This window comes from Knoellia locipacati, assembly GCF_007992835.1.
GTDB classification, from domain to species: Bacteria; Actinomycetota; Actinomycetes; order Actinomycetales; family Dermatophilaceae; genus Knoellia; species Knoellia locipacati.
The window spans coordinates 92,839-104,663 of the sequence record NZ_BKBA01000006.1 but is presented as its reverse complement, the minus strand read 5'-3'; the positions used below and the strand labels follow the sequence as shown (position 1 = coordinate 104,663).

The window sequence follows — 11,825 nt, the reverse complement described above, 5'->3', positions numbered from 1 at the left end:
CTTGGCACCGACCATGACCCTGCACCACACCCCGACGCCACACAGGCGACGGGGCCACAGCCACGTGTCCCGGGCTCCTGGTGTGGAGTCAGCGGCGAGCAAGCGCCGCGATCCTCTCGATGTCGTCCGCTCCCGTGAGATCCGGCAGGGCTAGGAAGACCGTTCCGACGCCTGCTTCGAAGAGCCTGTCGTGCCGCTCACGATGGGCCGCGACCTCGGCGGCGTGGTGCCTGGCGGCATACGACGCTGCCTTGGTCCGTCCGCGCAGTCGCTCGACCCGCGTCCACGTGTCGTCCCGGTCGGAGCCGACGACGGCCACATCGAGCACCGTGACCACGACCTCCTCGTGCGGACGACCCACCTCGTCGCAGTGGCGCCTCAGGACCTGGGTCTTGTGGGTGACGGTCTCGAGGTCCCCCTGCACGTTGCAGGCGTCGCCCCACCGGGCCGCGATGCGCAGCGTCCGCCGTTCACCGCCACCGCCGATGACGAGCGGCAGCCGACCCACCGGCCGCGGATAGCACGTGGTCTCGGGCAGCGACACCCGCTCGCCGTGGTACGCCTTGGTGCCGGGCGCCCACAGTGCACGCACGGTCTCTGCGGCCACCTCGAGCCCGTCGAGCCGACCGGCCGTGGCAGGGAAGTCCACGCCGAACGCCGCGTGTTCGCGCTCCCACCACCCGGCTCCGAGCCCGCAGAAGGCCCGGCCTCCGCTGAGGACGTCGAGCGTGGCCGCTGCCTTCGCGATGACTCCTGCTGGTCGGTACGTGGCCGGAGTGCACAGCGTGCCGAGCATGAGATCGGTGGGGAGGGCGGCGAGCGCACCCAGCGTCACCCACGGCTCCGGGATCGGGTCCCAAGCCCGTCCGACCTGCGGGATCTGGATGAGGTGGTCCATGAGGGCGAGCCCCGCGAACCCGGCCTCGTCCGCCGCAAGCGCGATGCCACGCAGCCAGTCGAGCGGGTCCTCGCCCCACGGGAAGCGTGAGACCTGGAGCATCACCCGTGGCCCGTCGGACCTCGCAGCCACGCCGGCCGAGTCACGCCTCACCGCCCTCGCCGGATCCGTCGACGACGACGGGTCGGTCCGTGAGACCGTCGACGACCCCGGAGATGACGTCGGCGCCGACGCCGCTGCCGACGCCTCGCCGCTCACGACGTGCACCTCCCACCCCTCGGTCTCGAGCTCCCGGCGGATGTCGCGCATCCGCTGCAACTGCGCGCCGAGGACGGACGCAGGCACCGGACGGTCGCGACCGGCGTTACGGGCCCGGCAGGTGGCCGCGGGGGTGTCGACGACGACCGCCACGAGCGGCAGCCCAGCCTTGCGGGCCAGCGCCGCCCAGCCCGCCCGCCGTTCGGCGTCCAGACCCAGGGTGTCGACGACGACGGTGAGACCCCGCCGGGTTCGTCCGGTCACCAGGAGGTCGAGGACCTCGAAGGCATCGTTCGACGCGTCGAGGTCGGCGCTTCCGCTCCCGACCACCGCACGCAGGGCGTCGGACGAGACGACCTCGGTGGGGCGGTAGTTCGCCGCGGCCCAGGTCGACTTCCCGGACCCGGCCGCGCCGACCAGGACGACCAGCGCAGGGTCGGGGATCTGCATCCTCGCAGTGTGGCACCAGGCAGGGTCCGCTCACCGCAGACCGAGGGACGACCCCGGACACGGCGAAGGGGTGCCAACCGCGTCAGATCTGACGCGGTTGGCACCCCTTCAACGAGGACCGCAGCTGGAGCGAGCGGCTCAGCCCAGGTTGTTGTCCTTGAGGAACTGGGCCGCCACGTCCTTGGCGTCCTTCTTGTCGGTGACCGTCTGCTTGAGCAGGCCGGAGATGACCTCGGTGGTGAGCGCCTTCGACACCGCGTTGAGGGCCGGGGCGAGCTGCTCCGCCTTGTCCTTGGCGACGAGCGGGACGATATTCTGCGAGCCGAACAGCTTGTCGGTGTCCTCGAGCGACACGAAGCCGTTCTCGGCGATCGACGGGTCGGTCGTGAAGATGTTGGCCGCGTCGACCTGGCCGTTCTTGAGCGCCTGGACGAGACCCTGACCGGTGAGCGGGCGGAACGACTTGAAGGTCACGCCATAGGTCGCGGTGAGGCCCGGGATGCCCTGCGGGCGCTTCTGGAACTCCGGCGGTGCACCGAGCGACATCTGACCGGCCGTCGCCTTGAGGTCGCCGATCGTCTTGAGGCTCTTGGAGTCGGCCGTCTCCTTGGTGACGACGATCGAGTCGTTGTCCTCGGCGGCGGACTTCTCGAGCATCGCGAACTTCGCGGGCAGGAGTCCCTCGACGGTCGTGTAGACCTTCTCCGGGTCGGTCTCCTTGAAGTTCTTGTCGTAGAAGAACCCGAGGGCTCCGGTGTACTCGGGGATGGCCTGGATCGAGCCGTCCTCGAGCGCCTTGAGGTAGATCTCGCGAGAGCCGATGCGCGGCTTGGTCGTCGCGTTGACGCCCTTGGCCTTGAGCGCGCCGGCGTAGATCTCAGCGAGCAGCTCGGACTCGGGGAAGTCGGCCGAGCCGATGACGACGTCGCCACCGCTCGCCGCGGTGGACGAGCCGGACGGCGACTCGGACGAGAGCGGGTCGCCGCCACCGCCGCAGGCCGACAGACCGAGGATCGCGGTGGTGGTGAGAGCGAGAACAGCGGTCATGCGCTTCATGAGGAACCCTTTTCGTTGCGGACGATCTGGCGTCTGTTCGGGGTGCGAGGCCGAGGGCCCGCGTGGTCGAGCGCGCGACATCGCCCGAGGCGTTCACGTCGCATCGGAGACAACTCCACCACCGTCCGCCGACATTCCGGCTGGGGCGGACGAGTTCGCGACCTCGGCGTTGCGCCGGCCACGCCGCGATCGGCCGGAGCGACCGCCGGTGAGTCCCGGCGACACGACGAGCCGCTGCACGAGGGCGAGGATCCCGTCGACGAGCAGCGCGAGCAGCGACACGACGAGGGCACCGCCCGCGGTGGAGACGTAGTCACCGGTCTTGATCCCGTCGACGAGGTAGCGGCCCAGGCCGCCGAGACCGATGTATGCCGCGACCGTCGCCGTCGCGATGACCTGGAGGAAGGCCGAGCGCAGGCCGGACAGGATGAGGGGCATCGCGTTCGGGATCTCGACCTGCCGGACGACCTCCATCCCACGCATGCCCATGCCGCGCGCAGCGTCACGGGTGGCGGGATCGACGGCCTCGACGCCGGCATACACGCCGGAGAGGATCGGGGGGATCACGAGGATGACGAGGACGACGACGCTCGGGATGAGGAACGCGAGGTCACCCGAGATCTTCGGGCCCAGCCACAGCGCCACGGCGAAGAGCAGACCGAGGGTCGGCACGGCCCTCAGGGAGTTCGCCAGCGACACGAGCCACTTCGCGCGACCGGTGTGACCGACCCACAGCCCCAACGGGATCGCGATGACGGCGGCGATGGCGACGGCGAGCAGGGAGTACCAGAGGTGCTCGACGATCCGCGCCCAGAGGCCGGTGTCACCCGACCACGTCGCCGACGAGGTGAGCCACTCGACGATGTTGGCGATCATGCGCGGCCTCCCTGCGCCCGGACCCACGGCGTGAGCAGCCGCTGGACCAGCAGGATGACCCCGTCGAAGAGGAGCGCCAGGACGACACAGGCCACGATGCCGGCGACGATCTCGGCCGTGATGAAGCGGTCGTAGCCGTCGGTGAGGAGGTTGCCGAGCTGCGAGACGCCGATGAGGGAGGCCACCGAGACGATGCTGACGTTCGACACCGCCGCCACCCGCAGACCCGCGGCGATGACGGGTACGGCCAGCGGCAGCTCGACGCCGAAGAACCGGCGGAACCCGCGGTAGCCCATGGCCCGCGCCGCCTGCAGCACGTGGTCGGGCACCGAGCCCAAGCCGTCGGCGACCGTCCGGACGAGCAGCGCCACCGTGTAGACGGTCATCGCGACGACGACGTTGACGCGGTCGAGCACCCGCGTGCCGAGGATGAGCGGCATGAGGACGAAGAGCGCGAGGCTCGGGATCGTGTAGAGCAGCCCCGACGCCGAGATGAGCACTGGATAGACCCGGGACCACCGCCGCGCCGCCCACCCCAGCGGCAGCGCGATGAGCAGCCCGAGCAGCAGAGGCAGACCGGCGAGCCAGACGTGGCTGCGGGCGAGGGCGAAGATGTCGCCCCAGTGGTCGTTGACCCACTCCATCTCAGGCGCCCTCCTCCGCGAAGGCGTCGGCCTTGTCCTCGTCGGGACGGTCGGCCGCCTCGATGAGGGAGAGCACCTCGTGGGCCCGCACGGTCCCGACGAGCTCACCGTCGTCGTCGACGACGACGCCTCGCCGGGACGGCGACGAGAGCGCCGCGTCCAGCGCACCGCGCAACGACCCCGACGCCCGCGCCACCGTGCCACCGCGGTGCAGGTGGTCCGTGGTCACCGCACCCGACACCCGTGACGGCTCGACCCACCCGAGCGGCCGCTGCGAGTCGTCGACGACGAGCACCCAGTCTCCGCTGACGCCGGTCGTCGGCTCCCCGAGAAGCACCGTGCGCTCGGAGGCCAGCGGCAGCCGCGGGGCCGGCTGGAACTGGAGCGATCGGTAGCCCCGGTCCCGTCCCACGAAGTCCGCGACGAAGTCGTCGACCGGGTGGGCGAGCAGGTATGCCGGGTCCGAGATCTGCGCGAGCTTGCCTCCGACCCGGAGCACCGCCACCTGGTCGCCGAGCTTGATCGCCTCGTCGATGTCGTGGGTGACGAAGACGATCGTCTTGCCGAGCTCGGACTGCAGGTCGAGGAAGATGTCCTGGAGCTGGTCGCGCACCACCGGGTCGACCGCGCTGAACGGCTCGTCCATGAGCATGACCGGCGGGTCCGCCGCGAGCGCACGGGCCACACCCACGCGCTGCTGCTGCCCACCCGACAGCTGCGACGGGTAGCGGTCGGCCAGCTCGGGCGCGAGGCCCACCCGCGACAGCAGCTCCCGAGAGCGCTCGAGCGTCTCCTTCTTGTCCCAGCCGAGGAGGCGCGGCACGGTGCCGACGTTGTCGAGGACGGTGCGGTGCGGGAAGAGGCCGGCGTGCTGGATGACGTAGCCGATGCCCCGCCGCAGCTGCGCCTCGTTCATCCGGCCGGTGTTCTGGCCGTCGAGCGAGATCAACCCGCTCGTCGGCTCGATCATCCGGTTGATCATCCGCAGCGACGTCGTCTTGCCACAGCCGGAGGGACCCACGAGCACGGTGATCTTGCCCGTGGGAGCCGTGAGGCTGAGGTCGTCGACGGCGACCGTCCCGTCGGGGTACTGCTTGGTCACGCCCTCGAACCGGATCATCTGTGCCCCTCGCCGCGCGGTTGGAACCTCCAAACTAACCGGGCCGAACGGCATACACGCAGTTCAGGGGGCAGGAATCCCGCGGGAGAAAACTCCCCCACCGCAGGCCCGGAGCGGCAGAAACGCAGCAATCCCGCCTAGCATGACGCCGACCACCCACAACGACGAGGGACGAGGTGTGACGTGACGACGACGACCGGTGACCCGGTGCGCGCCGAGCACGACCCCGAGGAGCCACCCCAACCGCAGTCGGGCAGCCCCGCAGGGGGCGAGGCCAAGCGCGAGCGGTGGATCGCCATCGGCTACCTCCTCCCGGCGCTCGCGATCTTCGGCCTCTTCATCTTCTGGCCGCTCGTGAAGTCGATCCTGCTGTCCGTGCAGGGCACCGACATCCTCGGCAACCCGAGCGGGTTCGTCGGGTTCGTCAACTACACGCGGCTGTTCAGCGACCCCGACTTCCTCCAGGTGCTCTGGGTGACGTTCGCGTTCACGATCCTCACGGTGATCCCGAGCATCGCCATTGCGCTCCTCATCGCCCTGCTGCTCCAGTCGCGGATCAGGGGAGTCCGGTTCTTCCGCACCGCCTTCGCGCTCCCGTTCGCGTTCTCGGTGGCGACGGCGTCGGTGATCTTCGGCGTGCTGTTCAACCCGGCCAGCGGTGTCCTCAACGGCATCCTCAACACCTTCGGCATCGACAAGGTGCAGTGGCTCACCAACCCCGACCTCGCCCTGTGGTCGGTCTCCGGTGCGACGGTGTGGATGCAGATCGGCTACAACCTGCTCGTCCTCTCTGCCGGGCTCGGCGCCCTCCCCGAGGACGTCCTCGAGGCCGCGCGGCTCGACGGGGCGTCGGGCTTCCGCCTCCAGCGCAGCATCGTCATGCCGCTGCTCACGCCGCAGCTGTTCTTCCTCGTCGTCGTCGGGACGATCCACTCGCTGCAGAGCTTCGGGCAGATCAAGATCCTCACCGTCGGTGGTCCCGAGGACCGCACGACGACGCTCGTGTACTCGATCTACGAGCAGGCGTTCGCCAACAACAACAGCAACTACGGCTACGCGTCGGCGCAGGCGATGGTGCTGCTCATCATCGTCCTCGTCATCACCGCGCTGCAGTTCGGCGTCCTCGAGAGGAAGGTGTTCTACCGGTGACCACCACCTCACCCAAGGCCGCCACCCCGCCGAAGGCCACTGCGCCGAAGACGTCGAGGCGGTCGAGCTCCAAGCCGTCCCACATCGGCAGCTACCTCATCCTCGGGGTGCTCTTCCTCATCGTGCTGTTCCCGGTCTACTACGGGCTCGTCGGCTCCTTCATGGGCGAGCGCGACACCAACAGCTTCCCGCCGGCGCTCTGGCCCAAGAACGGCGTGCACCCGGACAACTACTCCAAGGCCCTCGACATCATCCCGCTGGGCAACCAGTACCTCACCAGCGTCCTGCAGACGATCGGGATCACGCTCGGCCAGATGGTCACGAGCGCGCTCGCGGCATACGCCTTCGTCTTCCTCAACCTGCGCTGGCGCGCGTTCTGGTTCGGCGTCTTCCTCTCGACGATGATGATCCCGTTCGAGTCGATCATCATCCCGAACTACCTGCTCATCTCGCAGTGGGGGCTCAAGGACACGATCGCCGGGCTCACCCTCCCGTTCCTCGCGACGGGCTTCGGGACGTTCCTGCTCCGCCAGTCCTTCCTGTCGTTCCCGATGGAGCTGCGCGACGCGGCGCGGGTGGACGGCGCCGGGCACTTCCGGTTCCTCTTCTCGATCCTGCTGCCGCTCAGCCGTCCCAGCCTCGCGGCGCTCGGGATCTGGTCGGCCCTGTCCGCCTGGAACATGTACTTCTGGCCGCTGCTCGCCACCGAGGACCCCAAGCACCAGACGATCCAGATCGGCATCAGCCAGCTCCAGAGCTCGGACTCCGACTCCCCCGGCATGGTGCTGGCCGGTGTCATGCTCGCGCTCTTCCCCACCCTCCTGCTCGTGATCTTCGGGCAGCGCTTCATCGTCCGAGGCCTCACCACGGGCGCCGTCAAGTAGTTGAGAACAAAGGAGTTCCACGTGAAGACGAGACCAGGCGCCACGAAGTCGCACAGGCTTCGGTATGCCGTCCCAGCAGTCGTGGCGTCCGCGTCACTGTTCCTCGCCGCCTGCGGCGGCGGCTCGAGCTCGGACGACGGTGGGGACGGGGGCAACGGGGGCAACGGAGGGGCTCCCGCAGCCGACGTCCTCGACAAGGCCAGCGGGGTGACGACGGTCGCGTTCTGGCACGCCATGGACGGCACCAACGCCGAGGCGCTCACCAAGCTCGTCGCCGACTTCAACTCGCAGAACACCGGCAAGATCGAGGTCAAGGCGACCTACGCGGGCAAGTACGACGACGCGATCACCAAGTACAAGGCGGCGATCCAGAGCAAGTCCACGCCCGACGTCATCCAGATCTACGACATCGGCACCCGCTTCATGATCGACGCGAAGCAGACCATCCCGATGCAGTCGTTCATCGACCGCGACAAGCTCGACGTCGGCGACCTGCAGCCCAACATCACCGGCTACTACAGCATCGACGACAAGCTGAACTCGATGCCGTTCAACACCTCGATGCCGGTGCTCTACTACAACAAGACGCTCTTCAAGAAGGCCGGGCTCGACCCCGAGGCCCCGCCGCAGGACCTCGCCGCCATCCGCACGGCTGCCGAGAAGCTCTCCAAGAAGGCCGGCGGCCCCGCCGACTACGGCTTCGGAGCCGCGATCTACGGCTGGCTGCTCGAGCAGTTCATCGCCACCGACGGCAAGGAGTACTGCGACCAGGGCAACGGCCGCGACGGCAAGGCGACCAAGGTCCAGTTCGACTCGCCCGAGGCGGTCGAGGTCGTCAAGTGGTGGCAGACGATGGTCAAGGACGGCCTCGCCGCCAACACCGGTCGTGACACCAAGGCGGCGCAGGCGGCCTTCAAGTCCGGCCAGCTCGCCATCACGCTCGAGTCGACCGGCCAGCTCGGCGGCTACAGCAAGGCGGCCAAGGAGGGCGGCTGGGAGCTCGGCGCCGCCAACTACCCGCACATCAAGGCCGGCACCGAGGGTGGCCCGATCATCGGTGGCGCGTCGCTGTGGATCAACGGCGAGAACCACGAGGACGCCAACAAGGAAGCCGCGTGGCGCTTCGTGAAGTTCCTCGCCGACAAGAAGAGCCAGGCCCAGTGGCACACGGGCACGGGCTACTTCCCGATCAGCAAGGGCGCGCTCGACGAGCCGGTCGACGTCGACTACCGCAAGGCCAACCCGCTGTTCGACGTCGCCGTCAAGCAGCTCGAGGGCACCAAGCTGAGCAAGGCCACCCAGGGCTGCCTCCTCGGTGTCATGCCGCAGGCCCGCAAGGCCTCCGAGGACGGCCTCGAGGCCGCACTCAACGGCACCGACGCCCAGCAGGCCATGACCAAGGCGGCCGACTCGCTCAAGGCCCAGATCAGCCAGTACAACAGCTCGGTGAAGTAGCGACTTCTTGCCCGTCCGGGACACCGAGCGCCAGCGAGGCTGTCCCGGACGGGCAAGAAGTCGCAGGCCTCAGCACGGTCGGACAGTCAGTCCGCCAGCGAGGCGAACGGTGACGCCTCCTCGAGATCCACGGCGATCTCGAGGAGGCGTCGCTCGTCCCCGAGACGGCCGGAGAACATGACGCCCACCGGGCGGCCGTCGTCGGTGCGCCCCAACGGCAGCGAGATTGCGGGCGCACCCGTGGCGTTGGCGAGCGGGGTGAAGGCGGCGTACTCGACGAGCCGCGAGAAGTGGTCCTGCCACGGCTGGTCAGCGCCGAGGTGACCGATCCGCGGCGCCGTGGTCGCGAGCACGGGCGTGAGGACGAGGTCGACGTCGCCGAAGGTCCGCTCCTGGAACCGGCCCGACGCCGCGAGCCGCGCGACGAAGAGGGGTGCACGGTGCGCTCGCCTGCGGAAGCGGCGAGCGAGCCCGAGGGTGAGCGGGTCGAGCGCCGTCGTGTCGAAGTCGGGCCCGAACATGCCACCGCGGTTCTTCGCGACGGCCCACGCGAGCAGCGACCAGTAGTCCTCGAAGTCGGTCTTGAAGAACGCGGGGATCGGCGGCGAGTAGTCGACGACGGTGTGCCCCAACGACTCCAGCAGGTCGCGGGTCCGCTCGACGGCGGCGCGCGTGTCGGCGTCGGAGGGTGGCGCGAACGGCGAGTCCACCATGCAGCCGATCCGCAGCGGCCTCGCCGGACCGTCGTCGACCCGCCCGATCGGTTGCAGCCGCGGGTTGCGGTAGCTGCGCTCCGCCGCCTCGAAGAACCGGGCGGTGTCGCGCACGCTCCGCGTGAGCACGCCGTCGACGACGACCTTGACCGGCATCGTGGCGTTGCCCTCGTCGAGGCGGAGCCGCCCGCGCGAGGGCTTGAGGCCGACGAGCCCGCAGGCGGCCGCCGGGATGCGGATCGACCCGCCGCCGTCGTTGCCGTGGGCGATCGGGAGCGCACCCGAGGCGACGAGGGCGGCCGAGCCGCCGGAGGAGCCACCGCTGCTGTATGCCGTGTCCCACGGGTTGCGGGTCACGTCACCTCCCACGCGCTCGGTCGTCGCGGTCCACCCGAACTCGGGCATCGTCGTCGAGCACACGGGGATGACACCGGTGTCGAGGAACTGGCGGGTGAACGCGCCGTCGACCTGGCCGGGCTGGGACGGGACGGCCCGCGAGCCCATCGTGGCCGGCATACCGGCCACGTGGATGTTGTCCTTCGTCGCACTCGGGACGCCCGCGAAGGCCCCACGGACGCGCGCCGCGGCCCGGCGGCGGGCGCGGTCACGGTCCCAGGCCGCGACGGCGTTGAGGTCGTCGTTGACCGACTCGATCCGGGCGATGGCGGCGTCGACCGCCTCCTGCGCCGAGATCTCGCCGCGGGCGATGCGTTCGGCGACGCCGGTCGCGTCGTCGGTGCCGAGGGCGTCGTCGGTGAAGGCGCTGATCCGCGTCGTTGCAGAGGTCATGCCCCAGTCCTACCGGACGGTAGCCAGTGACAATGGGCGGTGTGACCGAACTCCTCACCAGGGACACGACGCGCGGGCGCGTCACCCTCACCGCCGTGACCCTCGGATCGGGCATCGCGATCCTCGACGGCTCGGTCGTCAACGTCGCCCTGCGCACCATCGGCACGGAGCTGGACGCCTCGCTCGAGCAGCTGCAGTGGGTCATCAACGGCTACATGCTCGCCCTCGCCTCGCTCGTCCTCGTCGGCGGCGCCCTCGGTGACCGGCTGGGTCGACGCCGCGTCTACCTCTTCGGCATGGGGTGGTTCCTCGTCGCGAGCGCCCTGTGCGCCATCGCGCAGACGCCGGGGCAGCTCATCGCGATGCGCGTGCTCCAGGGCGTCGGCGCCGCGCTGCTCACCCCCGGCGGGCTCGCCATCATCCAGTCGGCCTTCCGGCGCGAGGACCGGGCGGCGGCGATCGGGACCTGGGCCGGCCTGAGCGGGATCGCGGCGGCCATCGGGCCGTTCGTCGGTGGCTGGCTCGTCGACAACGGCGGGTGGCGCTGGATCTTCGGGATCAACGTGCCGCTGTGCCTCGTCGTCATCGCCCTCACCCTGTGGGCGACGCCGGAGTCGCGTGACACCGAGGCCACGGGGCGCGGCTTCGACGTCCTCGGTGCCGGGCTCACCGTGCTGGCCCTCGGTGGCCTGACCTATGCGCTCACCGCGTCGGCCTCGATGAGTCGGCCGCTGCTCGTGGCGGTCCTGGTCGTCGCGGTGGCAGCAGCGTTCGGGTTCGTCGTCGTCGAGTCGCGGGCCCGCACACCCCTGGTCCACCTCTCGCTGTTCGGCGACCGCGTGTTCTCGGCGGCCAACGCGATGACGTTCGTCGTCTACGGCGCGCTCGGCGTCGTCTTCTTCATCCTCGTGCTCCAGCTCCAGGTGTCGGCCGGCTGGTCGGCGCTGTCCGCCGGGCTCACCGGCCTGCCCGTGACGATCGCGCTGATGTTCCTGTCGTCGCGCGCCTCCCAGCTCTCCGAGCGGATCGGTCCGCGGATCCCCATGTCGGTGGGTCCGGTCGTCTGCGCCCTCGGGGCCCTGCTCCTGCTGTCTGCCGGCCGCGGCGCGACGTGGTGGACCGTGCTCCCGGGCCTCGTCGTCTTCGCGCTGGGTCTCGCCCTCCTCGTCTCCCCGCTCACCTCGACGGTCCTCGCGGCCGCTCCCGACCGGTATGCCGGTGTCGCCAGCGGCGTGAACAACGCCGTCGCCCGGGCCGGCTCGCTCCTCGCCGTGGCGGCGCTGCCGGCGCTCGTGGGGCTCACCGGCGACGACTACCGCGACCCGACGGCGATGACGTCCGGGTTCCGCTCGGCGATGGTCATCTGCGCCGCGCTCCTCACCATCGGTGGCGTCGTGAGCTGGTTCGGCCTCGCCGGACGCTCCCACCCTCGACCGAGCGAGACGAGCGAGACGGTCGCGTAGGAATCTTCCGCCAAAGTCTTCTCGACTGTAGGGTTTCTCCGAATGGCTTCGCCCCGGCGACAGCACCCGA

At 69.9% G+C, this 11,825-nt stretch carries 10 protein-coding genes; 4 read left to right on the top strand and 6 right to left on the bottom strand.

What is annotated here, in order from left to right:
• Window positions 1-88: 88 nt before the first annotated feature.
• The 5 genes from KLO01_RS08070 to KLO01_RS08050 form a co-directional block, all read right to left on the bottom strand.
• Window positions 89-1,606 carry an LLM class flavin-dependent oxidoreductase gene (locus KLO01_RS08070; RefSeq protein ID WP_147063962.1) on the bottom strand — a complete coding sequence of 506 codons (1,518 nt, stop codon included), beginning with the start codon at window positions 1,604-1,606 and terminating at the stop codon, window positions 89-91.
• Window positions 1,607-1,744: 138 nt separating this feature from the next.
• The gene (locus tag KLO01_RS08065) at window positions 1,745-2,662 is read right to left on the bottom strand and encodes an ABC transporter substrate-binding protein (protein WP_147063960.1); all 918 of its coding nucleotides are present in this window, start codon (window positions 2,660-2,662) and stop codon (window positions 1,745-1,747) included.
• Window positions 2,663-2,755: 93 nt separating this feature from the next.
• A complete protein-coding gene (locus KLO01_RS08060) occupies window positions 2,756-3,538 on the bottom strand; it encodes an ABC transporter permease (RefSeq protein ID WP_147063958.1) in 783 nt (260 codons plus the stop codon).
• Entirely contained in the window at window positions 3,535-4,182 is a 648-nt protein-coding gene (locus KLO01_RS08055) for an ABC transporter permease (protein WP_147063956.1), read from the bottom strand. The genes KLO01_RS08060 and KLO01_RS08055 overlap by 4 nt, the downstream gene beginning before the upstream one ends.
• 1 nt (window position 4,183) lies before the next feature.
• Entirely contained in the window at window positions 4,184-5,302 is a 1,119-nt protein-coding gene (locus tag KLO01_RS08050) for an ABC transporter ATP-binding protein (protein WP_147063955.1), read from the bottom strand.
• A 183-nt stretch (window positions 5,303-5,485) separates the two neighbouring features.
• On the opposite strand from KLO01_RS08050, the gene KLO01_RS08045 reads away from it, so the two are divergent.
• The 3 genes from KLO01_RS08045 to KLO01_RS08035 are packed head-to-tail and all read left to right on the top strand — an operon-like array spanning window position 5,486 to window position 8,790.
• Entirely contained in the window at window positions 5,486-6,451 is a 966-nt protein-coding gene (locus tag KLO01_RS08045; protein ID WP_246136115.1) for a carbohydrate ABC transporter permease, read from the top strand.
• On the top strand, window positions 6,448-7,335 hold the full coding sequence (locus KLO01_RS08040) for a carbohydrate ABC transporter permease (protein ID WP_246136114.1): 888 nt from the start codon (window positions 6,448-6,450) through the stop codon (window positions 7,333-7,335). Before KLO01_RS08045 ends, KLO01_RS08040 begins: the two co-directional genes overlap by 4 nt.
• A gap of 21 nt (window positions 7,336-7,356) precedes the next feature.
• Entirely contained in the window at window positions 7,357-8,790 is a 1,434-nt protein-coding gene (locus KLO01_RS08035; RefSeq protein ID WP_147063953.1) for an ABC transporter substrate-binding protein, read from the top strand.
• An 86-nt stretch (window positions 8,791-8,876) separates the two neighbouring features.
• On the opposite strand, the gene KLO01_RS08030 is transcribed toward KLO01_RS08035, so the two are convergent.
• Window positions 8,877-10,292, bottom strand: coding sequence for an amidase (locus tag KLO01_RS08030; RefSeq protein ID WP_147063951.1), 1,416 nt, complete (start codon window positions 10,290-10,292; stop codon window positions 8,877-8,879).
• A 32-nt stretch (window positions 10,293-10,324) separates the two neighbouring features.
• Between KLO01_RS08030 and KLO01_RS08025 the strand changes: the two genes are divergently transcribed.
• Entirely contained in the window at window positions 10,325-11,755 is a 1,431-nt protein-coding gene (locus tag KLO01_RS08025) for an MFS transporter (RefSeq protein WP_147063949.1), read from the top strand.
• Window positions 11,756-11,825: the final 70 nt, after the last annotated feature.

What these genes read in the sequence shown, in the direction of transcription:
- KLO01_RS08030 (WP_147063951.1), bottom strand. Translation starts at nt 10,292, where the DNA reads ATGACCTCTGCAACGACGCGGATCAGCGCCTTCACCGACGACGCCCTC.
- KLO01_RS08050 (WP_147063955.1), bottom strand. Translation starts at nt 5,302, where the DNA reads ATGATCCGGTTCGAGGGCGTGACCAAGCAGTACCCCGACGGGACGGTC.
- KLO01_RS08070 (WP_147063962.1), bottom strand. Translation starts at nt 1,606, where the DNA reads ATGCAGATCCCCGACCCTGCGCTGGTCGTCCTGGTCGGCGCGGCCGGG.
- KLO01_RS08025 (WP_147063949.1), top strand. Translation starts at nt 10,325, where the DNA reads ATGGGCGGTGTGACCGAACTCCTCACCAGGGACACGACGCGCGGGCGC.
- KLO01_RS08060 (WP_147063958.1), bottom strand. Translation starts at nt 3,538, where the DNA reads ATGATCGCCAACATCGTCGAGTGGCTCACCTCGTCGGCGACGTGGTCG.
- KLO01_RS08065 (WP_147063960.1), bottom strand. Translation starts at nt 2,662, where the DNA reads ATGAAGCGCATGACCGCTGTTCTCGCTCTCACCACCACCGCGATCCTC.
- KLO01_RS08055 (WP_147063956.1), bottom strand. Translation starts at nt 4,182, where the DNA reads ATGGAGTGGGTCAACGACCACTGGGGCGACATCTTCGCCCTCGCCCGC.